Raw genomic sequence first — 26306 nt, 5'->3', positions numbered from 1 at the left:
CCGTCATTCATTGGTGTTGTCGTATTCGCCGAGATAGATGTCGGCGGGGACGGGGCGGGGCCCGTCGCCCAGCGCCGCGGCCGGGTCGAAGGCGGTGCCGGCCAGGTTGTTCCAGTAATCGTCGGAGCTGAACTGCGCCGGGCGGTGCGCCAGCGTGCCGTTGCGGTTCCATTCCGACCACGGCGCCGTCTTTTCGAAATACGGGCCGATGCGCGAGCGCAGGATCACGGCCTTGCCGACCGTCTCCAGCGTGCGCTTGCGGATCGTGCCGTTCGGGGCCTTGTACACGTCGACGTCGCCCAGCCGGCACGTATAGCCGTCGACGGGGACGAAGCCGTACGGCGTGCAGCGCTCGTTGTGGAACCACTGGCGGGCGAAATGGAACCGCGTATGCGCCGCGCCCGGCGCATCGCTGGTGAAGCGGCAGCCGTCGAACACGAAGCCGTATTTCGCGCGCCGGTTCGTGTCCGGCGCCGCCACGTACGACGCGGCGCGGCCGCCGACGGCGTGCACGTCGCAGTCCTTGAAGACGGCGATGGTGTCGCCGAAGATGAAGTCGACGTCGCCCTCGATGTGCGCGTCGTGGAAGAAGCTGCGCACCGTCGCGCTGCCGTCCTTCGAGCTGAGGAACAGCGTGTCCTGGAGGCCGAGCAGGCGCACGCGTTCGAACTGCGCCTTGTCGGCGCCGTCCACGCGCAGCGCGACGGCCTGGTGGTGCACGCGGCTGCCGCCGGTCGTGTCCGGGCAGTTGTCGCCGCTGCATTCCGGATGCGCCATGGCGCCGTCGCGGTTGTACGCATTCTCGATCGTGAGATCGCGGGCCTGGAAGCCGTCCGCGCGCACCCACACCGTGGCGGAGCCCGTCGTCTGGAGGGCAGGCAAATCCTTCAGCGCGTCGTACATCGCACGGATTGACGCCGGCGCGTGTTCGAATTCGGCGCCATGGCGGGCGCGGTAGGCGGCGCCCGTCGTCGACGCGTCCAGGGCCGCGCTGATGCGCACGGCCTGCGCGTCGGCCCCGGCCCCGAGAAGCGTGATCGGCGGCGCGCCGGGCGGCACGTAGACGAGTTCACGGTAGGTGCCGGGGTTGACGCGGATGACGATGCGCCGCGTGCCGCCGGCCGCCACGGCGCGCCCGACCGCCGCCTGCACGGTGGCGAAGCGGGTGGCGCCGTCGGCCGGCGCGCGCGGGTCGACCGTGTAGTCGGCCTTGATGTCGGCCTTGATGTCGGCCTTGCCCGCGAGCGGATCGGCCAGCGGGTCCCACGGGTCGACGCGCTCGTTGCCGACCGGGCCCACGTATTTCAGCACCTCGCGGTAGTCGTAGGCGCGGGCTTGTGCGGCCGTCAGTTGCGGGCGCGGGTCGCGGACCGCCCGCTCGGGAAACGGCGCGAACCGTCCCGCGCAGTCGGACGCCGCGCCGAACGCGCCCTGCAGGCGCGCGTGTTCCTGCTTCACCTCCGACCCGGCGGCGATGGCCACGTCCTGCAGGGCCAGCACGAGCGGATGCGCGTCGTCGTAGCCCTGCAGCAGGATGCGGCCCGGCGTCGTGCTGCGCACCCGTTCCAGGCGGATGCCGGCATAGTCGGGCACCAGGCTGCCCGGCTGCGCGGGTTGTTCGTAATGCGTCGTGATCTCGATCGGCGAGCGGACATCGCGCAGGCAGACGTCGCGGTAGACGACGTCGTCGACCTTCCCGCCGCGCATGTCGTTGCTCTTGATGCGCAGGCCGGACGTCGTCCCGTCCATCGTGAGGTCCTCGACGAGCATGCGGTGCACGCCGCCGTTCGTCTCGCTGCCGATCGACATGCCGTGGCCGCTGTAGAAGCGGTTGTGCAGGATCGAGATATTCTCGGTCGGCCCGGCGCCGCCGGCCTTGACGGCCACGTTGTCGTCGCCGGTGCGGATGACGCTGTGCGCGATGGTGACGTTGCGCGACGAGATCGGATCGATGCCGTCCGTGTTGCGCGCGTCGTGCGGCGTGTCGATCGTGACGCCCCACGCGGTGAAGCCGTCGACGCTGTTCAGCGTGACGTGGAAGTTCGGTGAATTCTTGAGCGTGATGCGGTACAGGGTGAAGTCGCGTGCCTTGTCGAGCTGGATCAGGCGCGGCACGTTTTGCCGGGTCTTTTCCTTTTGCGCGCGGCGGGCGATCTGCCACCAGGTCTCGGCCTTGCCGTCGATGCGCTGGCCGCCCTGGCCGTCGATGGTGCCGGCGCCCATGATGCCGGCGCCGCGTACATTGTCCGCCGTGATGAACGGACGGCAGCCGCGGCCCGATGCGTCGTTCGTGCCGCACGTGCCGGCGCCGCGGTCGAACAGGCGCGGATCGGTGCTCGCGTACAGCGTGGCGCCCGCGTCGACGAGCAGGGTCACGCCGGCGCGCAGCTGCAGGGGGCCGGACACGAAGCTGCGGGCGTCATTGCTGGCCGCGAGCACGACGGCGTGGCCGGGCGCGCACTTGTCGATGGCGGCCTGGATGCGCGCGGCGTCGTCGCGGCCCGTGGCGGTGGCGTCGCCGGTCAGCACCGCGCACGCGGGCGGCACGACGGGCTCGCGCACGGCGCGCGCGTCCTGGGCGTGCGCGTGCGCGGCCGCGAGCGCGCACGCGAGGAGCGCGCCGCGTCTCAAGGCTTGCCTCCGTCCTTGAAGTAATGGGCCGTCTCGGGCCGCGCGGCGACCAGTTCGCGCTCGACCATGCGCGCGAAGAAGTCCGCGCCCTTGGCGCCGAGATGGGTGCGGTCGAACGCCGTCTTGGCGGGGCCGGCCCGTTCGACCTTGCTGAGATCGACCGGCTCGCCGTAGCCGGGCGGGCGCGGCACGACGGCCAGCGTGTCCGCCTCGTCCTGGCCCATGGCCTGGACGGCGGCGACGCTGTCGGCGTTCAGGTCGAGCAGCGCCGCATGTTCCTGCCTGGCCGCGGCGCGCGTGGCGGCGGCCCATGGCGCCAGGTCGTCCGCGAGATACGCGCCCTTGAAGGTGCGGCGCGTCAGCGGCGTGACGAGGACCGGGATCCCGTTCGCCGCGCGCGTCTCCTGCGCGTAGCGCGCCATGTTGGCCGGGAACTGGGTCACGAGGTCGGTGGCGCGCTTGCCCTTGCCCGGCTGGTCGTTGTGGCCGAACTGTACGAGGACGTACGTGGCCTTGAACGTGCCGCCGTCCTTGAGCATGCGCTGGACTTCGTCCCAGCGGCCTTCGTAGCGGAAGCTGCTGGAACTGCGACCGCCGCGCGCGAGGTTGACGCAGGTGACGTCGGGCGTGAAGCGGGCGCACAGCGCGTCGCCGTAGCCGCTCTTCGTGGCCATGGTCGAGTCGCCGACGAGGATGACGCGGATGGGAGCATGCGCCGCGTCGGCCGCGGCGGCGTGGCCGGCCACGACGAGGGCGGCCAGTGCGAGACGATTGAATTGCATCGATGTCCTTTCGGTGGAATGACGTGCGCCGCAGCGCATGCCCGGCGGACCGGGCACGCGCTGCGGCGGTTGACGGCGACGATCAGTCGAAATCGTAGCTGACGCGCAGGTTCCAGGTGCGGCCGGTCGGATTCGCCACGCTGCTCAGGTAGCCGTTGCTGTAGATCGTGTTGTTGGTGATCGGCGGGGCCTTGTCGAACAGGTTCGTGACGCCGGCCGTGATGCGGACCTGCTTCTGCGCGACGACCGAGCCGGTCAGGTTCCACGTCGAGAACGACGGGATGTCGCGGAAGTACTGCGACGAGACCGCCGTGTTGGCGTCGCGGTAGGCGCTGTTGAAGTTGTTCGTCAGCTGGGCCGAGTAGTCCCCGCTCTGCCACTTCAGGCGCAGGTTGTGCTTCCAGCGGAACGTGATGATCGGCAGGCTGGACGTGGTGCCGTTGCTGGCCCAGCCGAACTGGCCGACGTTCGACATCCACGGGCCGTTCGGCACGAGCTGGTTGTCGAAGCGGGTCAGGTAGGTGCCGTCGATGGCGGCGTCGAACTTGCCGTAGCGGCTGTTCGCGATCTCCCAGTTCGCCGACACGTCGACGCCCGCGGCGATCTGGCCGCCCAGGTTCATCGTCGTGTTGTTGATGTAGGCGAGCGAGCCGTCGGGGTTCCGCACGAACTGGTTCTTGTAGTCGGCGTAGTTGGTGAAGTAGACGTTCTCCGGCAGGTTGGCCAGCATGTCCTTCATGTTGACCTGCCAGTAGTCCAGCGACGCGGTGAACGCGCGGGTCGGTTCGAACACGACGCCCAGCGTGCCGCCCTTCGAGCGTTCCGGCTGCAGGGTGTTGTTGGAACCGGTCAGCTTGTTCAGCTTCGCGTTGCAGACGTCGGCCGCGACGGCGCCGGGGACGGCCGTGCCGGTGCCGGGGATCAGCGGCGTCGCGCTCGGGCACTGGACCGGATCGTCCCAGCGTCCGGCCGTCGTCGTGTTGGCGACGGTCGTGCGGTAGCCGTAGCGGTCGAACAGGGTCGGCGCGCGGAAGCCCGTATTGGCGGAGCCGCGGAACATGATGGTCTTGGTCGGCTGCCAGCGGAAGCTGATCTTCGGCGTGACGGTCGAGCCGACGTCGCTGTACTTGTCGATGCGCAGGGCGCCGTTCAGGTCCAGGGTCTTGGTGACGGGCGCGTCGATCTCGGTGTAGATGCCGGCCACGTTGCGCGCGCTTTCGCCGTGCGCCGCGACGGCCTTGGCGTACGTGATGTCGACGGCCTGCGCCAGCTTGGTGTCCTCGTTGGTGTCGCGGTGCAGGTCGGCGCCCAGCGCGAGCGCGAGGTCGCCGCCGGCCAGCGCCATCAGGCTGCGGCTGATCGTGCCGTCGAAGCCGTAGTACGAGCTCTTCGAACTGCGGTTCTGCATGCCGTCGGCGGCGATCGATTCGAGGTAGTCGCGGCCCGCCTGGTCCTGCAGGCCGAACGGGTTCAGGACGCCGTTCGCCAGGCCGTTGATCAGGCCGATGCCGGAGAAGTAGCCCGATTTGTAGTAGCCCTTGCGCAGCGACAGGCCGTAGCTCATGCCGGCCTTGTAGTCCCAACCGGCGACGGTGCCGTCCGCGGACAGCAGCAGGCGCTGGTTGAGCTGGTTGTCGCGCGTGACGGCCGGGCCGAAGTCGGCCACGGCCCAGGAGACGGTCAGCGGCTGGTTCGTGATGCCGGCGACGGCCGGCACGCCGCCGCTCTTGCCCGGATACCACGGGCTGGTCGACGGCAGGATCGCCTTCGCGCTGCCGACCGCCACCACCTGCGTCGGGTTCTTCTGGCCGAAGATCGATTCGTCGCCGCGCGTGTATTCGACCGTGATGGTGTTGTCGGCGTCGATCTTCTTCGTCGCCTTGGCATACATCGTCAGCTGCTTGTTCGGGTGCAGCGCCGAGCCGTACGTGTCGTCGTTCAGGACGCAGGTGTTCTTCGCGCCCTGGATCGAGTACGGGCTCAGGCAACCGCTCGCGTAGTAGGGGTTCGCCGCGTTCTTGTTGGCGGAGCTGGTGAAGTTGGCCGGCGTCGCGTAACCGCCGCTCGCGGCGCTGCGCGGCAGGCCGATCGCGGCCATCGCCGCGTCGTCCGGAATGAAGCCGGCGCGGTCGGACAGCAGCAGGCGGCTGCGCTGGTGGAAGTCGACGGTGCCGTAGACGTTCCAGCCGTCGCGTTCGAGGTTGCCCTTGCCGAAGGTGGCCTGGATGCGCTGCTCGTCGCCGCCGCCGTGGCGTTGCGGCTGCACCAGCTGCACGGTGACGTTGCCGCCCTCGACTTCGCGCTTGGTGATGAAGTTGACGACGCCGCCGATGGCGTCCGAGCCGTAGATCGACGATGCGCCGTCGCGCAGGATCTCGACGCGCTGCAGGGCGCTGATCGGGATCGTGTCGAGGTTGGCGTAGCCGTCGGCGATGGCTTCATTCGCGAGGCGGCGGCCGTTCAGCAGCACGAGGGTGCGGTTCACGCCCAGGCCGCGCAGGTTGATGTTCGTGCCGGAGCCGGCGTTCGACGGCTGCAGCGACGCCGACTGCGGCAGCGCCATCATCACGTCGGCCAGCGTGGTCATGCCTTGCTTGACCAGTTCGTCGGCCTTGATCGTCGTGACGGGCAGCGCTTCCTCGGCGGCCAGGCGCTTGATGCTGGAGCCGGTGACTTCGACGCGCTGGATCGCGCCGTCGGCCTGCTGTGCCCAGGCCTGGTGGGTGAGGCTCAGCACGGCGAGGGCGATCGAGGACAGTACGAACTGGCGGGTGTGGTGACGGGGCGGGGTGCTGCTGGGGTATTTCATGAAGCTGTCTCCTGTTTATTATCGATGACGTTTCGGCGTCGCCTTGGCGGTCGCGCCGATGGGTGCTTCCTGCAAAACCAGACCTGGCTAGGCGAAATCCGCACGTGCTTGCGTGCGGCTCTTTGGTGGAATCATTCTAAAGTGGTCTGGCCACAAGATCAATGTGGTCAGACCAGATTTGCCAAATAATGTGTTGGGAAATTGACACGCCCCGGGGCGCGGGCGTCAGTTCGGGCCGGCGTCGAGCGCGACGTGCACGGGATGCGCGATGCGCCGGGCCTCGGCCGCCACGTACGCCTGCCATGCCGCCTTCGACGTGATGCGGCCGGCGCGGTCCCAGGCGGCGCCGACCCAGTAGCGCAGCGGCTTGCCCGATTCGACTCGGGCCAGCACGAGGTCGTTCAGCGCGTCCTCCGCATAGCCGGAAGCTGCCGGCAGCACGACGGCCGTGCCGAACGCGCCGTTCGTCGCCTGCTCGACCCATTGCAGCAGCGCGTGGTCGGCGTCGTCGCGCACGAGGGCGACGCGCGCGGCCTGCTTCTTGTCCGCCGGGGTCTTGTTCAGGCCCACGGCCACGGTCAACGCGGCCGGTCCGGAAAACGTGAACGTGCTGTCGATCCGGTCCAGCTGGTGGCCGGCGTCGACGGTGAAGCGTTTCACTTCCGTGACCTTCGTGCCGGCGGCATCCCAGGCGTCGTACGCCAGTTCGAACACGGCGCGGACCGGGCCGTTGGCCAGCACTTTCCAGGTCGCGTAATTGCGGCTCGTGGCGAGGCGCGCGCCATCCCACACGCCCGTTCCGCCGGCCCCGCGCGAACGGCCGACGTTGTACATGTCCATGCCTTCGCCCTCGTCGTGGTGGTAGTGGTCGTGGCCCTTGTTGTACCAGCGGTCGACGATCGGGTAATCCACGCGCTTGAACCAGATATCGAGGCCGCTCGTCTCCAGCACTTCCTTGCCGCTGCCGGGCGGCGCCGGCGCGGCGAGGGCCGGGCCGTAGGTGCGGTGGCCGATGACGTCGTTCTCCCACGCGAAATCGTCGAGGCGTTCCGGCACGTAGCGGGCGAACGCCCTGGGCGCGAACGGCGGCGAGAGCGCGGCGTTCTTTTCGACGATGAACGTGGCGGTCTTCTCGCCGGGCGCGAAGTCGTGCTGGAACAGCAGTTCGCCGTACGCGACGCCGATGCCCTTCGGATCCTTCGCTTGCGGCGCGACGTTCGTCACCTGATAGGGCAGCACGTGGCCGGCCGCATCCTTCACGACGATGTGCTGGATCAGCGCGCCGGGCAGCGCGGCGTTGACGTCCTTCCACGGGATCTCGATCGTCTCGGACGGGCGCGCCGCATCGAGGTCGTGGGTGACGGTGACGGTGAGGCGCTCGGCAGCGCCGGCACCGGCGGGGAGCAGCGCGGCGGCCGCGCAGAGCAGGAATCGGGTGCGCATGATTCGGGCTTCCATGTGGGCGCTCAGGGATGTTCGCGGTAGCTGGTCTGCCCGCCGTCCCTGGGCACGTAGTGATAGGTGCGGACGCGGTACTGGATGTCGATCGCCGGATTGTTCAGCAGGCGGATCATCTCGGCGCCGGCCAGCAGCGTGGGGCCGTAGCCGTGCAGCGCGGCCGTGCTGGTGGGGCGGTGGTAGTAATAGACCTGGTCGCTCGCGAACGTCGTGCCCACGCACGTGCCCTCGACGCGGCCCTGCGCGTCGATGCGCGCGGACAGCGCGTTCCAGCCGGCCTGCGCGATCGATCCCCAGGTCGCGGGGCTGATCCAGCCTTCGTTGACGGCGTGCGCGATCACGTAGACGAAGATGGCGCTGGCCGATGTCTCGAGGTAGGAATCGTCGCGGTCGATCATCTGGTGCCACAGGCCGGCGCCGGACTGGCGTTCGGCGATGCCGCGCAACGATTTCTTCAACTGCGCCATCACCTGCGGATAGCCGGGATGGTCGTGCGGCAGCACGTCGAGCAGGTCGGACATCGCCAGCACCGCCCAGCCGTTCGCGCGGCCCCAGTAGAAGCGCGGCGCGTCCGGATTGTTAGCGTTCCAGCCGTGCGTGTACAGATTCTTCTGCGGATCGAACAGGTAGCCCGACATCTGCAGCACGTTCCTGACGGCGTCGTCGAAGTAGGCGCGCTCGCCCGTCATGCGGCCGAGTTCCGCCAGCGCTGGAATCCCCATGTACATATCGTCGGCCCACAGCGACACGGCCTGCGGGCGCTGGCGCGCGAGGGTGCCGTCGGGCAGGCGGAACTGGCGTTTCGCGACCCAGTCGCCGCACACGCGGATCTGGGCCCCGAGGTCGGGCCCGACGCCTTTGCTGCGCGCGCGCATCATCGCGGCGCACATCGAGCCGGCGTCGTCGAGCGAGCGCGGATCGATGAAGCGCGCGAAGCTGTTGGCGCGTTCGAGGTGGAAGCGCTGTTCCTGGGCGCGGAAATACGGGAGTTTGTCGGCGAAGAACTGCAGGTGGCGGGCGGTGAGGGCGGTGTAGCTCTTGTCGCCCGTGACCGCGGCCGCCTTGAGCAGGCCGGCATGCACGACGCCCATCTCGTAGGCCTGCAGGCTGAAACCGGCGTCCGCCGTCGCGACGACCGCGTCGGCCACGGGCGTGCCGAAATCGGTGATGGGGGCGCCGCTGCCCTTGTGGACGACGCGGGTCGGCGTCTGGCTGTCGAGGTAGCCGCGGACGCGCTGCAGCGCCGCCGCGATCTCGGCCACGGCGGGTTTCTTGTACGGCACGGGATACGTGCCCTCGCCGGCGTCGTTGCGGTTCTTGTTGTCGGGGTTGCGAATGGGGCCGTCCGCGTGGGCGGGTGCGGCGAGGCATGCGAAGGCGGCCAGGATGGCGAGCAATCTGGTTGGCGGTTGCAACGTAGTCTCCAGTCGTTTTTATCGGATGGACGGTCCTCGCGCCGTGCGGCCGGGCCGTTCTTAATCTGGTCGGACCATTCTAGGTTGGTCTGACCACTTTGGCAAGGCGGACTAGCCGCGACGTGTTGTTCCGTGGCATACTGGGGCGACTCGGGAGGCGGTGGAGACGGTATGGCGGGATCGGAACGCAGGAGGGTGTGGGTGGCGGCAGGCGTGGCGGTGCTGCTCGCCGCGTGCGCGCAGCAGCAAGTGAAGGCGCCCGCGCCCGAGAGTTACACGGCGGCGACGACGTACGCGAAGCTGGCCCCCAAATATCCGTTCATCCGCATCGCGAGCGGCGCCGTGCCCGCATCCGTGCGCGCCGTCACGAACGTCACCTACGCGCGCCGCGAGGAGGGCGCGCAGCCACATGACCTCAAGCTCGATCTCTACCTGCCCGCGGCCGGCGGCCCGGCGTCGCGGCCTGCCATCGTGTTCGTGCACGGCGGCGGCTGGCGCGCGGGCGTGCGCGCGAACTTCGCGCCGATGGCGATCCGCATGGCCGAACGGGGTTATGCGGCCGCCACCATCGACTACCGGCTGGCGTCGGACGCGCCGTATCCGGCGGCCATCCACGACGTCAAGGCCGCCGTCCGCTGGGTGCGCGCGCATGCGGCCGACTACGGCATCGACCCGGCCCGCATCGCCGTCGCGGGCGCGTCGGCCGGGGGCCAGATCGCGGCGCTGACGGGCGTGACGAACGCCGAGTCCCGCTTCGATCCGGACGCGCGCCCCGGGGACGTGTCGAGCGCCGTGCAGGCGATCGTCAACATCGACGGCCTGTCCGATTTCACGTCGGAGGAAGCGCGCAAATACGAGGACGATCCGGCCAAGCAGCCGTCATCGGCGGGGGCGTGGTTCGGCGGGCGCTATGCGGAAAAGGCGGCGCTGTGGCGCGACGCGTCGCCGCTGTTCCACGTGGGTCCGGGCACGCCGCCGATCCTGTTCATCGGCAGCGCGCAGCGGCGTTTCAGCCTGGGGCGGGAAGAGGTCGTCGCGAAGCTGAAGGCGCTGGGCATCGCGACCGGCGTCGTGCTCGTGCCGGATACGCCGCACAGCTTCTGGCTGTTCGATCCGTGGCTGGCGCCCACGGTGGAGGCGACGGATGGCTTCTTGCGGGAACATCTCGGCCAGGGGCGCCGAAACTGATCGGCGACATGCCCGCGGCGCGGGCATCCGGCACGAAAAACTACTTTCTCGGATCGGGGATGATGCGAGCGGGGGAGCCGTACAAGACCAATACCTTGTCATTGACGGCAAACGTCGGATTCGCACCTTGAACGATCGTCATCAGATTATCGTTTTCGGTTTGCACGACATATTCGAAGCCGGACTGGTGCGTTGCGCCCTGCTCGATTGCCGCCCCCGCGACCGCGCCCACGACCGCGCCGGCGATCGCGCCCGCGACGTTGGCGCGATCGCCATGTCCGATTCCGGAGCCGGCGGTCGCGCCCAATGCGCCACCGGCCGTCCCGCCCGCGCCCGTCGTTCCGGCGATATCGACGGGCCGCACGCTGATGACCTTCGCGGCGACCGTTCGATTTACCTGGCCGACCGAACCCACCGAATACGAGGTAGGCGATATATTGGAAGCGCAGCCGTACATGCCCAGGATCGCGACACAAGCGGCTGCGATGAGTTTTTTACCCATCATTTCTGACTCACCTTTACGGGGAACATGGGTTTCGACACGTCCACGGTCTGCAGGGCCTGCAGGAATTGGGTGATATTGTTTTGTACGGATCGGTTAATCGATTCGCGGACCCGCGTCACACCGGAAAACGCGTAATCGTAAGGTACTTCGCCCTTCGAGCTAATGTCTTGCGTATAGATCACGGCCCCGTTCTTGCGGTCGAGAAGTTCGTAACGGGCCGCGACTTCGGTCGTCATGCCGGCTCCGAAACTCGGAATGTCGAGCTTCAGAATCTTCACCGTCAGGTTGACCTTGTTGGAAGCATCATCGTTGAAGATCGCCATCTTGTTGAGCGCTTCCTGCAGCGAGGTTTGCCAGAGCTGCGGGACGAGTGTTTCCATGCCGGCCGGCAGGTCACCCGTCTTCTCGTCGGCGCGGGCAATGCCGACTGTCATCGATTTCAGTTCCGCATCGATTTTTTTTGTGCTGTACCCGACATTCGGTACGGAGAAATTGATAGGAGGCGCAGATTGGCAGCCCGCCAGTACGAAGGCCACGCTCAGGATTGCTAATGTCTTTTTCATGATGTTCCCCTGGGACGGCATCTTGGCGTGCCGTGTCGCAATAACAAGTATAGCCTGCAGGAAAGTATCTAAAACTCACCAATTATTGCGAATCCTGATGGGGACATTCCCCTATTTGAGCTCGTCACCTGCTCCGAACGGATCCTCCAGGCTCGCCGCCGGCTCGGTGAACCACTTCGGCCCGGATGCCGTCATGTAGAAATGGTCTTCCAGCCGGATCCCGAATTCGCCCGGCACGACGATCATCGGCTCGTTCGAAAAGCACATGCCCGGTTCGAGCGGGCGGCGTTCGCCGCCGACGAGGTACGGGCCTTCATGGATGTCGAGGCCGATGCCATGCCCGGTCCGGTGCGGCAGGCCGGGCAGCTTGTAGCCGGGCCCGAACCCGTTCGCTTCGAGCGAGCGGCGGGCGGCCTTGTCGACGTCTTCGCAGGGGACGCCCAGCCGCGCGGCCTCGAACGCCGCGCGCTGCGCCGCCTGTTCCGCGTTCCACACGAAGCGCTGGCGCTCGGACGGCGCGCCGAACACATAGGTGCGGGTGATGTCGGAGATATAGTTGTGGACCTTGCAGCCCGTGTCGATCAGCACCGTATCGCCGCGTTTCAGCGTCTGGACGTAGTTGACGCCATGCGGATACGACGTCGCCTCGCCGAACAGCACGATGCAGAAATACGAGCCGCTCGCGCCGGCCTTGCGGTGCGCGAGGTGGATGAATTCCTCCACGTCCGCCGTCGTGATCCCTTCGTGCAGGATCGACGCGGCCGCCACGTGCACGGCCATCGTCATGTCCATCGCGCGCTGGATCAACGCGATCTCCGCATCCGACTTGCGCATGCGGCAATGGGACGTGACCGGATGCGCGTTCCGGACGACGTAGCCGGACGTCGCGGCGCGGATGGCGTCGAACAGGAACAGCGGCGTGCTCTCGTCGACGGCCAGCGTGGCGCCGTCGGCCGCGACGCCGAGCCGCGCCAGCACGGCGCGCAGCAGTACGGCCGGATTCTCGTGCTCGTCCCAGCAGGCGATCTCGCCTTCGACGGCCATGAAGTTGCGGATCGTGTTTTCCTCGAACGAGGGCGCGATGTACACCAGGTCGCCCCGCGCCGGCAGGACCGCGCCGACCATGCGTTCGCTTGGGCTCCATCGCGTGCCCGTGAAATACGTCAGGTTGCTGCCCGCGTTGAGATACGTCGCCGCGATGCCCTGCGCCTGCATGAACGCCTGGGCGCGGGCGATGCGCGACCGGTATTCGTCCGGCGCGATCGGCACCGCGCCTGCCGTCATGTTCGTCAGCGCATCGAGCGCGGCCTGCTTGTTGGTGCCACCGATAGTCATGGTTCTCCCTGGTTCATTCGATCTGCGACAACGTCCGCGCCGAGGCGGGCATGATCGGTATCCGGACGTCGTGTTGCGGCCATCCGTACAAAAATTCGCACGCCGGGCCGCACGTCTTGCCCTGGCACGGCCCCATGCCGACGCGGGTCGCCAGTTTCGCTTCGCGCCAGTCGCGGTGCGGCAGCAGGCTGGCCGCGGGGACGTCTTCGCAGCGGCACACGATGGTATCCGGCTGGCACATCGCGCGCAGCGCATCGTCCGGCGCGAACGTGCGCGCCAGCAGCGCGGCGAACGCGCGCGCGGTGCGCAGCACGGGGATGTCCCGTGCCGCCGGGCGCAGGCCCAGCGCGGCGAGTGCCGCGATCCGTCCTTCGGCCACCGCCTTGTCCACGCCGCCGATCCCGGTGCATTCGCCCGCGGCCCAGATGTCCGCGCGGCTCGTCTTCAGCAGGCCGTCGACGCGCACGGCGCCGTCGCCGACGTCGCAGCGCAGCGCGCGCGCGAGGTCCGTGTTCGGCACGAGGCCGAAGCCCGCGGCCAGGAAATCGCAGGCGTATTCCGTTTGCCTGCCCCCGGCCTGGACGACGACGCTGCGGAGCATGTCGTCGCCCCGCGCCGCGACGATCTGCGCGCCCGTCACATATGGCACGCCGCGCAGGCCCGCGAACAGCGACGCCGCCTGCAGAAACTTCTTCCTGTGCCGCGACAGCAGCTTGACGCCGAACGCCGACAGGCGCGACAGGGGCTGGTGCTCGACGACGGCCGCCACCTGCGCGCCGGCCCTGACGGCCGTCAGCGCGGTCGCGAGCAGCAGTGGTCCGGAGCCGGCGACGACGACGCGGCGTCCGGCGACCGGCATGCCGCCCTTGATCAGGGCTTGCAGCCCGCCTGCGCCGGTGACGCCGGGGAGCGTCCATCCCGGAAACGGCAGCGACAGTTCGCGCGCGCCGGTGCAGAGCACGAGGCGCGCGAAGCCGACGGGCACGCCGCGGCCCTCCGTCTCCAGCAACAGCGTGTTGGCGTCGACGCAGCCGATGACCTGGGCGTCCTGCATGTGCGTGAAGCCCGGGTGGCCGTGCAGCGTCTTCCAGAAGGCCTGCGCGCGGGCGTCGGTCCATTGGGCCGGGCCGCCGCGCCAGATCTGGCCGCCCGGCGCGTGATTATCGTCGATCAGGCACACCCTTGCACCGGCATCGAGCGCCGTCTGCGCAGCGGCCAGGCCCGCCGGGCCGCTCCCGACGATGTGCAGCAGCTTGTCGGTGGTCACCGTCCGCCTCCCGTCACGATGGCCATGCCGGGCCGGCAGGCCGTGCGGCAGGCGAGACGGTCGGCGTGGCCGTCGACCGTCACGCGGCATTCCTGGCACTGGCCGATGCCGCAGAACGCGAAGCGGCGCCGGCCCGTGACGGAGTGGCGCGTGCACAGGGATCCGGCGGCGACGATGGCCGCGACGACGGACGCGCCCATGGGGACGCCGACCGCGACGCCGTCGACGGTCACTTCACAGGTCATCTCAGGCTGGTTCATGGGCGAATCTCGCGGGCGAATAGGGCGTGGCATCGATGGGGGCGGGGCATGCCAGCATCAGGTCGGCCAGCAGGCGCGCCGTGCCGAACGCCGTCGTCACGCCCAGCCCTTCGTGGCCGGCGGCGAGCCAGACGTGTTCCAGCGCCGGATGCGGCCCGATGACCGGGCGAGCGTCGCGCGTCGCGGGGCGCAGCCCGGTCCAGCTGCGGATGATCGTCATGTCCGCGAGGCCGGGCAGCAGCGCGATGGCCGCGCGCAGCACGTGGGCGAGCACGCGCGGGTCGACGCCGGTGTGGTCGATCCCGTCCTGGCGGCACGACCCGATCAGCCATTGGCCCGTGATGCGCGGCTGTACGTTCGCGGCGACGGCAAGGGCGTCGCTGCCGGCCTCGGTCTGGCCGTATCCCATGCTGACCACCTGGTGCGCCAGCGTGCGCGGATAGCGCGCCGTGATGGCGAGGTGGCCCTTGCGCGGAAAGACGGGGATGTCGGGCAGCAGGCGCGCGACACCCGGCCCCGCCGCGACGACGACGTCGCCCGCGTCGATGCGTTGGCCGGACGACAGCGTCACGGCGCCGCGGCCGATGCCGGCGACCGTCGCGCCGAACAGCGTCCGTCCGCCTCGGGCGACAAGCTGCGCGGCCAGGTCGCGGGCGACCGCGGGCGGGTACACGACGCCGTCCCGCGCGACCCGCACGCCGCCCGCGAGGCCGGCGCGCAGCGCGGGCTCGGTCCGGGCCAGCCGGCTGCCCGTCAGCGCTTCCGCATCCCAGCCGCGCCGGCCCAGGCGTTCCGCGCGGGCGAGCGCGTGGGCCATCTGGGCGTCGTCCTCGGCCACCCACAGCGTGCCGCAGCGGACGTGTTCCGCGAGGCCGGCGTGCGTGGCCAGGTACTCGTCCCAGCGCGCCAGCGACAGCAGGCACAGGTCGAGTTCATCTTCGGTCTCGTCGAGGGCGACGAGGTGGCCCATGCCGGCCGCCGTCACGCCCGCGCCGGGATGGCGCGCGTCGACGAGCAGCACGTCGCGCCCGCGCGCCTGCAGTTCCAGCGCGCAGGCGGCACCGACGATGCCGGCGCCGACGACGATGACGTCCGGCGATCTCACGCGAATGCGGGGAGCGCGGGACGGCAGGCCAGGGCGGCGCGGATCGTCTGCTCCACCTGCGCGCGGCGCGCGCCCGCGAGCGGCAGGCGGGGCGCGCGTACGCGCTCGTTCGAGCCGATGGCCAGGTGCTCGGCGAGCTTGATGTTCTGGACGAGGAAGGTGGAGACGTCCAGGTCCAGCAACGGCCGGAACCAGCGATAGATGCGCAGCGCCTCGTCGTGGCGCCGTGCCTGGACGAGGCGCCAGATCGCCACCGTCTCGTGCGGGAACGCGAGGCCCACGCCGGCCACCCAGCCGACCGCGCCGACGGCGAGCGCTTCGAACGCGAGGTTGTCCACGCCCGTCAGCAGGTCGAAGCGGTCGCCGAAGCGGTTGATGATGTCGGTGCTGCGGCGGATGTCGTCCGACGATTCCTTGACGGCGACGAAGCGCGCGTCGTCCGCCAGCGCTTCCATGATCTCGACCGTCACGTCGACGCGGTAGGCGAGGCGGTTCGAATAGATCATGACCGGCAGGTCGCCGGCCGCGGCGACGGCCTTCAGCGTCGCCACCGTCTCGCGCGGATCGGTGTGGTAGATCGTGCTGGGCACGACCATCAGGCCGTCCGCCCCCGCCTTGGCGGCCTTCTTCGCCAGCGCGCATGCGTCCCGCGTCGACGCTTCGGCGACGGTGAGCAGCGCCGGTTTGGCGCCGCTCACCTGCTTGCACAGCCTGAAGACCTCGATGCGCTCGTCCTGGGACAGCATCGGCCCTTCGCCCAGCGAACCGCAGGCGATGAGCCCGTCCACGCCGGCATCCATCTGGATCTGGAAGCAGCGCAGCATTTCGTCATGATCCAGCGAGTCGTCGTCCTTGAACTTGGTGGTGACGGCCGGAAGAACACCTTTCCACATATTGTCGGTCTCCTTGGGTGGGGCGATTGAAAGCATCCATGCTAGGCCGGAATGCCGGCCGGGTCTTGCGTGAACCGCGCGCCGGGCGCGCCGAAATCGGCACAGCATCCCGCAGCCGTTTGCCATGCCGGCGCGTTGCGCCTATATTGTCGCCATGGAGGGAAACATGATCGACACCATCGGCACGGAAGCCGTCGAAGCGATGTTCGATGCGCTGGACGACATCGCATTTTTCGTGAAGGACCGGGACGGGCGCTATCTCAGCATCAACCGCACGATGGTGCGGCGGTGCGGAGTTCGGCACAAGAGCGACGTGCTCGGGAAGACGGCGCTGGAACTGTTCCCGCGCGCGCTCGCCGAGACCTATCTGGCGCAGGACCGGAAAGTCATCGACCAGGGCGCGCCGATCGACAAGCAGCTCGAGCTGCACATCTATCCCGGGCGCAGCCGCGGCTGGTGCATCACCAAGAAAGTGCCGCTGTTCGGCACGGACGGCGCGATCGTCGGCCTGATCGGCACGTCGCAGGATCTCGGCCTGCTCGACGACCTGCATCCGGCCTACCGGCAGATCGCCCGCATCGCGCAGCACATCAGCGAACACTATCGGCACAACATCTCGCTCGCGGCGCTGGCGGAAGAGGCGGGCCTGTCGTTGTCGCGGGTGGAGCGGCTGTTCCAGAAGGTGTTCCAGCATTCGCCGCGCCAGCTGCTCGTGCAATGCAGGCTGTCCGCCGCGCGCGCGCTCATCGAGCGCAACCCGGCCGCGAAGATCGCGGACATCGCGTACGAATGCGGTTACACGGACCACAGCGCCTTCAGCCGCCAGTTCAAGTCGTATGTCGGCATGAGCCCGACCGAATACGGCATGCACATGAAAAAAAGCGCATGAGGCTATCCCGCGGCGGGGATGCCCCATGCGAACGGATCGTCGTCGTCGAACAGCAGCGTCGATTCGCCGCTGATCCATGCGGTGCCGCGGATCGTCGGCGCGATACGGTCGCCGTCGCGCCGGTAGCTGCCTTCGAACACGCTGCCGATGATGCTTTCCTGGCGCCAGACGGCGCCTTCCGCGAGTTTGCCGTCGGCCGCCAGGCAGGCCAGTTTCGCGCTGGTGCCGGTGCCGCAGGGCGAGCGGTCGTAGGCTTTGCCGGGGCATAGCACGAAATTCCTGCTGTCCGCGGTATCCGACGGCGCGAACAATTCGACGTGGTCGATGGCCGCGCCGTCCGTGCCGGTGATGCCTTGTTCGCCCAGTGCCGCCATGACCGCTTGCGCAAACGCCGTCAGTGCGGGGATATCGGCCGGACCGATGCCGAATGCGTGGCGCTCGACGAGAAAAAACCAGTTGCCGCCCCAGGCGACGTCGCCCCGCACCGTGCCGTAGCCGCCGACGTCGACTTCCACGCCGCGCTGCCTGCGATACGACGGGACGTTGTCGATGCTCACCGAACCGTCCGCGTGGAGTTCGGCCGTCACGACGCCGACGGGCGTGTCGATGCGGTGGCGTCCCGCCGCGATGCGTCCCAGGTGGGCCAGCGACACGACCAGGCCGATCGTGCCGTGTCCGCACATGCCCAGGTAGCCGACGTTATTGAAAAAGATGACGCCCGCGGCGCACCCAGGCGCATGCGGCTCGCACAACAGCGCCCCCACGAGCACGTCGGAACCGCGCGGTTCGCATACGGTGCCGGTGCGGATGTGGTCGTGGTCGGCGCGCATGCGCGCGAGCCGCGCGGCCAAGGGGCCATGCCCCAGATCGGGGCCGCCGTCGACGATGAGCCGGGTCGGCTCGCCGCCAGTGTGTGAATCGATGATCGCGATTTTCTTCATGTGCGTGTCTGCCGTCGGAAGCGTCGAACGCAAGGTTAAGGCGGCGCGGCCGTGCGGTCTTGTCGTTTCTGGGCCGGTCCGGCGGGGAAACCGGCATACCCGGCAGGGGCGCGTCGATACCAATGGACGGGCCGAACTGCTAGAATCCGCGCTGCCTGTCGAAACCCGTCCATCGGCATGGCACCGTATGGAACGACGAACCATTGAGTATCTATCGACCGCCACGCCTCGCTGCCGCACTCCTCATATCGTATGCGGCCATGGTCCCGGGCGCGCATGCGCTGGATGGCCATTTCCGCATCGGCGACTATCATCACGACGTCTGGGGCCCGAAGGAAGGCGCTCCGTCGACCATCCTGTCGATTGCGCAGACCAGTGACGGCTGGCTGTGGATCGGCACGTACCGCGGCCTGTATCGTTTCGACGGCGTCCGGTTCGAACGCTTCGTGCCGTTCCCGGGCGAGTCGCTGACCTACAGCGCGATCTCCACGCTTGCCGCCGCGCCCAACGGCGACCTGTTGATCGCCTACCTGACCGGCGGTTTCAGCATCCTGCGCAACGGGCATCTGCTGCACATGACGTCCGTGCAGGAACAGCCTTTCGCGAATACGTTCACCGTGCTGGCCGACGTCGACGGGACGTACTGGATCGGCGCCATCGACGGCTTGATGCACCTGGCTGGGCGCACGTGGGAACACGTCGGCGCGGCGTGGCGTTATCCGGGGACCCGGACCGACAACCTGGCGCTCGACCGCTACGGCCGGCTGTTCGTCAGCGACGGCGCGAACGTGCATGTGCTGGACCGCGCCGGCCGCAGGTTCCGTCCCACGGGGCTGCGCAGCGTGGAAATGGGCGCCGACTTCGTCTACGATCCCACCGGGGCGCTGTGGATCGGCACGGACGACCGGATGACGCCCGTCGCCGTCGACCCGGGCGGCGTCAGGCCGACGTACAAGGTGAACACGCCGCCGGCCATGACGATCCGCAGGCTGTTCGACCGCGACGGCAATCTCTGGCTGGCGCCGGACGACAACGCCGTGTGCATGCTGCCGCGCGACCGCCTGCCGGCTGCGGGCGCGTTTTCCACGGCGGCGCTGCGGACCGCGCAGGACTGCACCGGTGGGCGCCGCGCCGACCAGAAAGTCATCGGGTTGCTGGAGGACCGCGACGGCAACGTCTGGATGGCGACCATGAACGGCCTCGAACGCTTCCGGCACAATCGTTTGCGCACGATTCCTTACAGCGGTCCGTCGTTTCGCACAGCGCTCGCGCGCGATCCCGGCGGCGCCGTCACGGCCGTCGCGGGCGGCGTCGAAACCCGCTACTACGCGATCGAGGTCACGGGCCTGCAGCCGGCGCGGCGGCACGCGGACGCCACGCTGCAGCGGTCCGGCATCGACGGCACGGTCGTGCTGGCGACGCCCGCGGGCCTGGTCGTGCGCGAGCGCGGGCGCGAGCGCACGATCCCTTATCCGGTGCCGGCGCCGGCGCCGACGGACCCGATCCGGCGCCTGCTCCAGGAAGGACCCGATGCGTTCTGGGTCGGGTGGACCCGGCATGGGCTGTGGCGCTTTGCCGGCGGCGCCTGGAGCAAGCCCGCGGACTACGGCACGCCGGTGGCCAGGGCGGGCGACGCGTCCGACGGACGGGGCAATGTCTGGCTGGCGTATGCCAACAACACGATCGTCAGGCTCGGCCCGGCGGGCGCGCGCAAGTACGATGCGCGGGATGGCGTGGACGTGCGCGTGGCGACGTTCATCGACGTGCAGCGTGAAGTCCTCGCGGCCGGGGACGGCGGGTTGCAGGTGTTGTCCGGCGGGCGCTTCCGCCATGTCCGTGCCGCCGACCCCGACGTCCTCACCGGCGTCAACGGCCTCGTGATCGCGCCGGACGGCGACCGCTGGTTCAACACGCACCGTGGCGTGCTGCACGTGCGGGCCATCGACTGGCAGGCGGCGATGCACACGCCCGCCGCGCTCCTGCGCTACGAATTGCTGGACCGGCTCGACGGCTTCCCGGACGGCGCCCAGATCGGCATCGTCGCGACCGCGGCCGGCGCACCGGACGGCCGCATGTGGTTCGCGGCCAGCACCGGCATCGCCCTGTACGACCCGGCGCACGACCACCTCGCGACGGCGCCGCCGCCGCCGGTCATCCGCGCCGTGACCGCCAACGGCAGGCGCTTCGATCCAACCGAAACGATCCGTCTCGCGCCCGGGACGGATCACGTGGGCGTGGAATTCACGGCGCTCAGCTACACGGTGCCGGAGCGCACCGTGTTCCGCTATCGCCTCGACGGCGTCGAGCGCGACTGGCAAGGTCCGTCGGACCGGCGTTACGCATCGTATGCGAACCTCGGGCCGGGCACGTACACGTTCGAGCTCCAGGCCGCGCTCCGAGGCGGCGGCTGGAGCGGACGGACGGCCCGGATCGGCGTCGAGATCCGTCCGTATTTCACGCAGACCTGGTGGTTCCCGGTGCTGTGCGCGCTGGCGGCGGCCGGCGCGGCCGTGCTGTTCTACCGCTGGCGCCTGCGCGAGGTGACGGCGCGCCTGCACCTGCTGTTGCGCGAGCGCCAGCGCATCGCGCGCACGCTGCACGACACCTTCCTGCAAAGCCTCCAGGCCCTGGTCTGGCGGTTCGAGCAGATCATGGACAACCTGCCCGCGCAGCACCAGGACAGGGCGCTGCTGGACCTGACGCTGGCGCAGGCGAACGAGGTGATGACGGAGGGCCGCCACCAGATCGTCGGACTGCGCCCCGGTAGCGACGGGAGCACCGCCCTGGAAGCGCGCGTGGCGGCCATGCTCGAGTCGTTCCGGCTGCGCTTCCCGCAATCGATCGAACTCACCGTCGTGAATCCGGACGGCGCGATCCTCGTGCCGATCGTGGCGGACGAGGCGTTCCATATCGCGCATGAAGCGCTGCGCAATGCGCTGCACCACGGCCAGGGCACGCGGGTCCGCGTCGACCTGCACTACACGGCGGCGGCGTTCGTGCTGCGTGTCGGCGACGACGGCCGGGGCATCGAGGCGGCGGTGCTGGCGAAGGGAGGGCGCGACGGCCACTGGGGACTGACCGGCATGCGCGAGCGCGCCCGTGTCGTCAAAGGGGTGCTGCGCATCGAGAGCGGCGCGGCGGGGACGGTCGTCACCCTGCGCGTGGCCAAGGGTGCGGCTTACGGCCGGTCGCGCCGGGCCTGAACGCGCGCCAGTTCGCGGTCCAGCGCATTCGCGAACCGCTGCCGGTCCGCCTGGCTGAACGCGGCCGGGCCGCCCGTGTCGACGCCGCTGCCGCGCAGCTCTTCCATGAACGAGCGCATCGTGAGCTGCTGGGCGATGGTGTCCTTCGTGTACCACTCGCCGCGCGGGTTGAGCGGCAAGCCGCCTTTTTCCAGCACCAGGGCGGCCAGCGGAATGTCGCCGGTCACGACGATGTCGCCGGGCTGCACACGCGCGACGATTTCGGCGTCGGCGGCATCCGCGCCGGCCGGGACCTGCAGCGCGCGGATGAAGCGCGAGCCCGGCACGCGCATCAGCTGGTTGGCGACCAGCGTGACGTCGATCTGCAGGCGGTCGGCCACCCGGTACAGGATGTCCTTGATGACGGCGGGGCAGGCGTCGGCGTCGACCCAGATGTCCATGACGGCGCCCGTCACCCGCGCGAGAACGTGCGCGTGACGCGATCGAGGTGGGCGCGCATCGCCTGGCGCGCGCCGGCCACGTCGTGCGAGGCGATGGCGGCCAGGATGGCGCGGTGGTCGAGGAGCGTCAACTGGCGCAGTTCCTCGGTCTGGAAGTGCTCCGTCAGCTTGTGCCACAGGCTGCCGCGCTGGGCCCACAGGTATTCGATCACGCCGACGAGGGCGCTGTTGCCGGCCGCGCGCGCGATCGCGAGGTGGAAATTGCGGTCGGCCGATTCGTTCTCGCCCAGGTTGTCCTGGTTCTGTTCCATCTGTTCGACGGCGACGAGGATCGCGTCCACGGCGGCCGGCGTCGCGTTCTTCGCGGCCAGCGCCGCGACTTCGACTTCGATCACGCGGCGCGCGGCCAGCACTTCGAACGGACCGGGGCCGGCGGCCGGCCGCGCGGACTTGGGCGCCGCCTGTTCGCTGACGTAGACGCCGGACCCGCCGCGCACTTCGACGACGCCGCCCAGCTCCAGCGCGATCAGCGCTTCGCGCAGCGACGTGCGCGAGACGCCCAGCTTCGTCGCGAGGTCGCGTTCGGCCGGCAGGCGTTCGCCCGGCTTGATGTTCTCTTCCCGGATCAGCGCTTCGATCCGGCTCGACACCACGCGATACAGTCGCGGTTCGGTCGCAATCGCATCGGGTGGCGCGGGCATTTTTCTCATTGTGTGCAGTCCAGGAAAATGTGGAGGCGATTGCCAAGGTCGCATCTTAGTTTGGTCCGGATAATGTTGCAAGTGGTCAGACCAAAGTGGTCATTTGGGCTGATCGCGCGGGCCATTTCGCAACAGTTGGGCGCGGCGCGACGGTCCGCCCGGGGCCTCGCTGCCACGCCACTGTGCATACGCATGTACAATGGAAATATTGCCATGCAGATCACGCGCACGGCACCACCCCGACAGCCGATGAATCGAACCATGACGACCGCCTACCCGAGCCTGAGCCATGCCCAGCGCATTCCGCTCGCCGCCGAAATCCATTCGCGTCCCTTCCTCCGGCTGGAAGCGCCCGAAGCCATCACCCACCTGGCCGTGTACCGCGCCAGCGAATCCGGCTCGCGCAGCGCGCACGGCCCGAACCAGCATGCGCTGCTGGCCGCGCTGTGCGGTCATTTCGGGGTGGCCGCGCCGAACGTGACGGCCAATCACTTCTACCACGACTTCGGCCGCTTCCGCCTCAAGTGGGAGTGCCACACGGAGTTCGCCACCTACACGTTCACGGAAAAGGCCGCGCCCGGGCCGTCGCTGGCCGACGCGTTCGCGCGCATGCCGCTCGCGCACCTGCCGCAGGCGTGGATACTGGGCCTGCACGGCCACCTGATGTCCGCCGCCCACGTGCTGCTCGAACGCGGGGCCGCCGATCCGGCCGTGCTGCAGGAGAGCTTCGCCGGCAGCCACCTGGTCGGCTCGCGCGTCATGCAGGGCGGCGAGGTGTGGACGGACTTCGTGATCCAGTCCGACGGCTTTTCGCGCTTCGTGCTGCGCGACGTCGAGATGCGCGCGCAGCAGGCCGGCCGCCTGGCGCAGCGCGTGCTGGAGATCGACACCTATCGCATGATGGCGCTGCTCGGACTTCCGGCCGCGCGCGCCGTGTCCGCCGCGCTCGACGACATCGAGGCCGAACTGGCGCTGCTCGCCGAGCGCATGGTCGCCGGCGAAGCGGTGGCCGGCGACCAGGCGCTGCTCGAACAGATCACGCGGCTGGCCGCCCGCCTCGAAAAGCTCTCGCTCGACAATGGCTACCGCTTCTCGGCGTCGAAAGCGTATTACCGGCTCGTGAAGGCGCGCATCGAAGAATTGCGCGAGGCCCGCATCGAGGGCGTGCCGACCGTCGAGGAATTCATGGACCGCCGCCTCACGCCCGCCATGAACACCTGCGAGGCGACGGCCGCGCGCCAGGAAGCGCTGGCGCGCCGCATCGCCAACGTCAACGACCTGCTGCGCACGCGCGTCTCGATCGTCCAGGAAAACCAGAACCGCCAGATCCTGCAGTCGATGGACCGCCGCGCCGCCCAGCAGCTGCGCCTGCAGCAGGCCGTCGAAGGCCTGTCGGTGGCGGCGATCTCGTACTACGTGGTGGGCTTGTTGGGGTATGCGGGCAAGGGCCTGAAAAGCGTGGGCGTCCCGGTCAATCCGGACATGCTCACGGGTGTGCTGGTGCCCGTCGTGGCGGGCGTCGTGTGGCTCGCGCTGCGCCGCATGCACAAGCAGATGCACAAGCGCGGGCACTGATCCATGCTGCTCGACCTGCATCTGGTGCCGACCTTCGGCGCGCTGGCGCTGGCCATCGTGCTGCTGTGGGTGCCGGCGCCGCCCGTGCGCGGCAACCGCGAGTGGGCCTGGTGCGCCGGGCTGCTGCTCGCGTGCGCGGCCGGACTCGCGTCCGGTGTGCTGGACTGGCGCGGCCTGCTCGCCATCGCCGCGTATCTCGCGCTGGCGTTCGGCGCGCGCGCCAGCGAACGGGCGTGGCTGCGCATCCTGCTCCTCGTGCTGACGGGCGTGTGCGCCTTGCTGCTGGCGCTGCACCGCCTGCCCGGTTTCCACAACCCCGTGCTGGCCGACCGCGTGCAGGTCTCGGCCGGCGCGATCCCGTTCACGCTGTACGCGAACTTCGACAAGGCCGTCGCCGGCATCGTGCTGGCCGGCGTGTTCTGCGCGCCGATCCGCACGCGGGCGGAATGGCTGCCGATGCTGCGCCGTACGCTGCCCGTGCTGCTGGCGACCCTCGTCGTCGTCCTCGGCGCCGGCATGGTGCTCGGCGTCGTGCGGCCGGACGTCAAGTGGACGGCGCTGACGCCCTGGTTCCTCGCCAATAACCTCCTGATCACCTGCGTGACGGAGGAGGCGTTCTTCCGCGGCTTCCTGCTCGGCGGACTGGCGCGCGGGATGGCCTGGTGGCGTTACGGCACGGCGGTCGCGGTCGTCGTGTCGACCGTGCTGTTCGGGCTCGCGCACGCGCCCGGCGGGGCGCTGCTCGTGGTGTTCGCCACCCTGGCGGGCCTCGGCAATGCGGCCGCGTACCTGCGGTCCGGGCGCATCGAGGGCGCGATCCTCACGCACTTCGCGCTGAACGCCGTCCACTTCGTCGCGTTCACGTATCCGGCCCTCGCACACCGAGCCGCATGAAACTTCTGTAACACGGTGTGACACCGTACCGTGCGCGCGGGGCGCGCGGACTATGATCGGTCATCGTCTTCACGTTCATCGACCATCATGACCGCACGTACATCGACATGGCCGGTCGGCGTCGGCCTGGCGCTGGCGTTTGCCGCCGCGCCCGCGCTGGCGCAGGACCCGCCCGCGCGCGTGGGCCGCATCGCGTATCTCGCCGGCCCCGTCAGCTTTTCTCCCGCCGGCGCCGCCGACTGGGCCCAGGCGCCGCTCAACCGTCCGCTCGTCCCCGGCGACCGCCTGTGGACGGATGCCGGCGCGCGCGACGAGGCCGAGTTCGGATCGGCCGTCGCGCGCATGGACGCCGGCACGCTGTTGACCGTGCTCGGGGCCGACGAACGCACGACCCAGCTGCAGGTGTCGCAGGGCCGCATCGACCTGCACGTGCGCCGCCTCGCGGACGGCGAAACGGTGGAGGTGGACACGCCCAACCTCGCCTTCGTCGCGCGCCAGCCGGGCGATTACCGCCTTGCCGTCGCGCCGGACGGCGGCACGACGGATGTCACGGTGCTGCGCGGCGCCGGCGACGTGTATGGCGACGGTACGTCGCTCGCCCTCGCGCCCGGACAGGGCTACCGCTTCGGCGGCCAGGACCTGAACAACTACGTGCCGCTGCAGCCGGCGCCGCCGGACGATTTCGACCGCTGGGCGCTGGGACGCGATGCGCGCTACGAGCATGCCGTCGCGCGCCGCTACGTGCCGCAGGGCGTCGTCGGGGCCGAGGACCTCGACGACTACGGCAGCTGGCGCAGCGTGCCCGACTACGGCACCGTGTGGGTGCCCGACCGCGCGCCGCGCGACTGGGCCCCGTACCACGACGGCCACTGGGCGTGGGTCGATCCGTGGGGCTGGACCTGGATCGACGACCAGCCGTACGGGTATGCCGTGTCGCACTACGGACGCTGGGTCCGCACGCCGGACACCTGGGCATGGGTGCCCGCGCCGGCGCAGGCGCGCCCGGTGTATGCGCCCGCGCTGGTGGCCTTCGTCGGCGCCGTGCTGACGCTGGGCGGGCGGTCCGGCCCGGGCGTCGGCTGGTTCCCGCTCGCGCCGCACGAGGCCTACCGGCCGCCGTATCACGCGAGCCCGACCTACATCACGAACGTCAACGTGAGCAATACGGTGATCCGCCGGACGCAGATCGTCAACAACATCAACAACGTCACCAATATCCGCTACGTGAACCGCAACGTGCCGGGCGCGATGGTGGCGATGCCCGCGCAGCAGTTCGCGCAAGCCACGTCAACGCGCCGCGCCGCGCTCCTGCTGCCGCCCGGCGTGGCGCGCGCGGCGCCCGTGCTGGCGGCGCCCCAGGCGCGGCCGCTGCCGCAGAGCCGCGTCGGCACCGCACCGGCCGGACGGCTGCCGCCGGCGCCGGTCATGCAGCGCGTCGCCGTGACGCGCGCG

Annotated in this window: 21 protein-coding genes; 6 read left to right on the top strand and 15 right to left on the bottom strand. The window is 69.5% G+C overall.

Annotation, left to right across the window (positions count from 1 at the left end):
* Nucleotides 1-3: 3 nt before the first annotated feature.
* The 5 genes from ASC93_RS08275 to ASC93_RS08255 all read right to left on the bottom strand — a co-directional run bounded on the left by ASC93_RS08275 (nucleotide 4) and on the right by ASC93_RS08255 (nucleotide 9095).
* Entirely contained in the window at nucleotides 4-2631 is a 2628-nt protein-coding gene (locus tag ASC93_RS08275; RefSeq protein ID WP_056439966.1) for a pectinesterase family protein, read from the bottom strand.
* Nucleotides 2628-3413, bottom strand: a complete 786-nt coding sequence (locus tag ASC93_RS08270) for a rhamnogalacturonan acetylesterase (protein WP_056439964.1) — start codon at nucleotides 3411-3413, stop codon at nucleotides 2628-2630. Before ASC93_RS08270 ends, ASC93_RS08275 begins: the two co-directional genes overlap by 4 nt.
* Before the next feature lie 82 nt (nucleotides 3414-3495).
* Entirely contained in the window at nucleotides 3496-6222 is a 2727-nt protein-coding gene (locus ASC93_RS08265) for a TonB-dependent receptor (RefSeq protein WP_056439961.1), read from the bottom strand.
* A 225-nt stretch (nucleotides 6223-6447) separates the two neighbouring features.
* The gene (locus tag ASC93_RS08260) at nucleotides 6448-7665 is read right to left on the bottom strand and encodes a DUF4861 family protein (protein WP_082547858.1); all 1218 of its coding nucleotides are present in this window, start codon (nucleotides 7663-7665) and stop codon (nucleotides 6448-6450) included.
* A gap of 23 nt (nucleotides 7666-7688) precedes the next feature.
* The gene (locus ASC93_RS08255) at nucleotides 7689-9095 is read right to left on the bottom strand and encodes a glycoside hydrolase family 105 protein (RefSeq protein WP_056439958.1); all 1407 of its coding nucleotides are present in this window, start codon (nucleotides 9093-9095) and stop codon (nucleotides 7689-7691) included.
* 171 nt (nucleotides 9096-9266) lie between these two features.
* On the opposite strand from ASC93_RS08255, the gene ASC93_RS08250 reads away from it, so the two are divergent.
* Nucleotides 9267-10283: an alpha/beta hydrolase gene (locus ASC93_RS08250; RefSeq protein ID WP_056439956.1), complete on the top strand. Its 1017-nt coding sequence runs from the start codon at nucleotides 9267-9269 to the stop codon at nucleotides 10281-10283.
* A 40-nt stretch (nucleotides 10284-10323) separates the two neighbouring features.
* Here ASC93_RS08250 and ASC93_RS30545 read toward each other — a convergent pair whose 3' ends face one another.
* The 7 genes from ASC93_RS30545 to ASC93_RS08215 form a co-directional block, all read right to left on the bottom strand.
* The gene (locus ASC93_RS30545; protein ID WP_162251824.1) at nucleotides 10324-10788 is read right to left on the bottom strand and encodes a hypothetical protein; all 465 of its coding nucleotides are present in this window, start codon (nucleotides 10786-10788) and stop codon (nucleotides 10324-10326) included.
* The gene (locus ASC93_RS08240) at nucleotides 10785-11351 is read right to left on the bottom strand and encodes a hypothetical protein (protein ID WP_056440251.1); all 567 of its coding nucleotides are present in this window, start codon (nucleotides 11349-11351) and stop codon (nucleotides 10785-10787) included. Before ASC93_RS08240 ends, ASC93_RS30545 begins: the two co-directional genes overlap by 4 nt.
* Nucleotides 11352-11462: 111 nt before the next feature.
* On the bottom strand, nucleotides 11463-12686 hold the full coding sequence (locus ASC93_RS08235; RefSeq protein ID WP_056439954.1) for a Xaa-Pro peptidase family protein: 1224 nt from the start codon (nucleotides 12684-12686) through the stop codon (nucleotides 11463-11465).
* Nucleotides 12687-12699: 13 nt separating this feature from the next.
* Nucleotides 12700-13953: an FAD/NAD(P)-binding oxidoreductase gene (locus tag ASC93_RS08230; protein ID WP_056439952.1), complete on the bottom strand. Its 1254-nt coding sequence runs from the start codon at nucleotides 13951-13953 to the stop codon at nucleotides 12700-12702.
* Nucleotides 13950-14213: a 2Fe-2S iron-sulfur cluster-binding protein gene (locus tag ASC93_RS08225; RefSeq protein ID WP_229412647.1), complete on the bottom strand. Its 264-nt coding sequence runs from the start codon at nucleotides 14211-14213 to the stop codon at nucleotides 13950-13952. Before ASC93_RS08225 ends, ASC93_RS08230 begins: the two co-directional genes overlap by 4 nt.
* The gene (locus tag ASC93_RS08220; RefSeq protein WP_056439947.1) at nucleotides 14200-15318 is read right to left on the bottom strand and encodes an FAD-binding oxidoreductase; all 1119 of its coding nucleotides are present in this window, start codon (nucleotides 15316-15318) and stop codon (nucleotides 14200-14202) included. Before ASC93_RS08220 ends, ASC93_RS08225 begins: the two co-directional genes overlap by 14 nt.
* Nucleotides 15315-16211, bottom strand: coding sequence for a dihydrodipicolinate synthase family protein (locus ASC93_RS08215; RefSeq protein WP_056439945.1), 897 nt, complete (start codon nucleotides 16209-16211; stop codon nucleotides 15315-15317). The genes ASC93_RS08220 and ASC93_RS08215 overlap by 4 nt, the downstream gene beginning before the upstream one ends.
* A gap of 166 nt (nucleotides 16212-16377) precedes the next feature.
* Here ASC93_RS08215 and ASC93_RS08210 point away from each other — a divergent pair, with 166 nt between their 5' ends.
* Nucleotides 16378-17100, top strand: a complete 723-nt coding sequence (locus ASC93_RS08210) for an AraC family transcriptional regulator (RefSeq protein WP_082547855.1) — start codon at nucleotides 16378-16380, stop codon at nucleotides 17098-17100.
* Nucleotides 17101-17102: 2 nt separating this feature from the next.
* On the opposite strand, the gene ASC93_RS08205 is transcribed toward ASC93_RS08210, so the two are convergent.
* Nucleotides 17103-18041: a 4-hydroxyproline epimerase gene (locus ASC93_RS08205; RefSeq protein ID WP_056439941.1), complete on the bottom strand. Its 939-nt coding sequence runs from the start codon at nucleotides 18039-18041 to the stop codon at nucleotides 17103-17105.
* 203 nt (nucleotides 18042-18244) lie between these two features.
* Between ASC93_RS08205 and ASC93_RS08200 the strand changes: the two genes are divergently transcribed.
* Entirely contained in the window at nucleotides 18245-21244 is a 3000-nt protein-coding gene (locus ASC93_RS08200) for a sensor histidine kinase (RefSeq protein WP_157201804.1), read from the top strand.
* On the opposite strand, the gene ASC93_RS08195 is transcribed toward ASC93_RS08200, so the two are convergent.
* Nucleotides 21220-21684, bottom strand: coding sequence for a YaiI/YqxD family protein (locus ASC93_RS08195; protein ID WP_056440248.1), 465 nt, complete (start codon nucleotides 21682-21684; stop codon nucleotides 21220-21222). The genes ASC93_RS08200 and ASC93_RS08195 overlap by 25 nt on opposite strands.
* A gap of 11 nt (nucleotides 21685-21695) precedes the next feature.
* The gene (locus tag ASC93_RS08190; RefSeq protein ID WP_229412646.1) at nucleotides 21696-22385 is read right to left on the bottom strand and encodes a FadR/GntR family transcriptional regulator; all 690 of its coding nucleotides are present in this window, start codon (nucleotides 22383-22385) and stop codon (nucleotides 21696-21698) included.
* 261 nt (nucleotides 22386-22646) lie between these two features.
* On the opposite strand from ASC93_RS08190, the gene ASC93_RS08185 reads away from it, so the two are divergent.
* From ASC93_RS08185 to ASC93_RS08175, 3 genes are all read left to right on the top strand, one after another.
* Nucleotides 22647-23960 carry a DUF3422 family protein gene (locus tag ASC93_RS08185; RefSeq protein WP_056439935.1) on the top strand — a complete coding sequence of 438 codons (1314 nt, stop codon included), beginning with the start codon at nucleotides 22647-22649 and terminating at the stop codon, nucleotides 23958-23960.
* 3 nt (nucleotides 23961-23963) lie between these two features.
* Nucleotides 23964-24854, top strand: a complete 891-nt coding sequence (locus ASC93_RS08180; protein WP_056439933.1) for a CPBP family intramembrane glutamic endopeptidase — start codon at nucleotides 23964-23966, stop codon at nucleotides 24852-24854.
* A gap of 87 nt (nucleotides 24855-24941) precedes the next feature.
* A partial coding sequence (locus tag ASC93_RS08175; RefSeq protein WP_162251823.1) for a DUF6600 domain-containing protein occupies nucleotides 24942-26306 on the top strand: 1365 nt, incomplete at its 3' end.

Origin of the sequence: Massilia sp. Root335 (genome assembly GCF_001425685.1) — a bacterium.
Taxonomy (GTDB): domain Bacteria; phylum Pseudomonadota; class Gammaproteobacteria; order Burkholderiales; family Burkholderiaceae_D; genus Telluria; species Telluria luteola.
The sequence above is the reverse complement of the archived record's forward strand: the minus strand, read 5'-3'. Positions and strand labels throughout refer to the sequence as shown.

What these genes read in the sequence shown, in the direction of transcription:
- ASC93_RS08250 (WP_056439956.1), top strand. Translation starts at nt 9,267, where the DNA reads ATGGCGGGATCGGAACGCAGGAGGGTGTGGGTGGCGGCAGGCGTGGCG.
- ASC93_RS08265 (WP_056439961.1), bottom strand. Translation starts at nt 6,222, where the DNA reads ATGAAATACCCCAGCAGCACCCCGCCCCGTCACCACACCCGCCAGTTC.
- ASC93_RS08215 (WP_056439945.1), bottom strand. Translation starts at nt 16,211, where the DNA reads ATGTGGAAAGGTGTTCTTCCGGCCGTCACCACCAAGTTCAAGGACGAC.
- ASC93_RS08260 (WP_082547858.1), bottom strand. Translation starts at nt 7,665, where the DNA reads ATGCGCACCCGATTCCTGCTCTGCGCGGCCGCCGCGCTGCTCCCCGCC.
- ASC93_RS30545 (WP_162251824.1), bottom strand. Translation starts at nt 10,788, where the DNA reads ATGATGGGTAAAAAACTCATCGCAGCCGCTTGTGTCGCGATCCTGGGC.
- ASC93_RS08195 (WP_056440248.1), bottom strand. Translation starts at nt 21,684, where the DNA reads ATGGACATCTGGGTCGACGCCGACGCCTGCCCCGCCGTCATCAAGGAC.
- ASC93_RS08235 (WP_056439954.1), bottom strand. Translation starts at nt 12,686, where the DNA reads ATGACTATCGGTGGCACCAACAAGCAGGCCGCGCTCGATGCGCTGACG.
- ASC93_RS08190 (WP_229412646.1), bottom strand. Translation starts at nt 22,385, where the DNA reads ATGCCCGCGCCACCCGATGCGATTGCGACCGAACCGCGACTGTATCGC.
- ASC93_RS08270 (WP_056439964.1), bottom strand. Translation starts at nt 3,413, where the DNA reads ATGCAATTCAATCGTCTCGCACTGGCCGCCCTCGTCGTGGCCGGCCAC.
- ASC93_RS08210 (WP_082547855.1), top strand. Translation starts at nt 16,378, where the DNA reads ATGATCGACACCATCGGCACGGAAGCCGTCGAAGCGATGTTCGATGCG.
- ASC93_RS08185 (WP_056439935.1), top strand. Translation starts at nt 22,647, where the DNA reads ATGACGACCGCCTACCCGAGCCTGAGCCATGCCCAGCGCATTCCGCTC.
- ASC93_RS08225 (WP_229412647.1), bottom strand. Translation starts at nt 14,213, where the DNA reads ATGAACCAGCCTGAGATGACCTGTGAAGTGACCGTCGACGGCGTCGCG.
- ASC93_RS08205 (WP_056439941.1), bottom strand. Translation starts at nt 18,041, where the DNA reads ATGAAGAAAATCGCGATCATCGATTCACACACTGGCGGCGAGCCGACC.
- ASC93_RS08180 (WP_056439933.1), top strand. Translation starts at nt 23,964, where the DNA reads ATGCTGCTCGACCTGCATCTGGTGCCGACCTTCGGCGCGCTGGCGCTG.
- ASC93_RS08240 (WP_056440251.1), bottom strand. Translation starts at nt 11,351, where the DNA reads ATGAAAAAGACATTAGCAATCCTGAGCGTGGCCTTCGTACTGGCGGGC.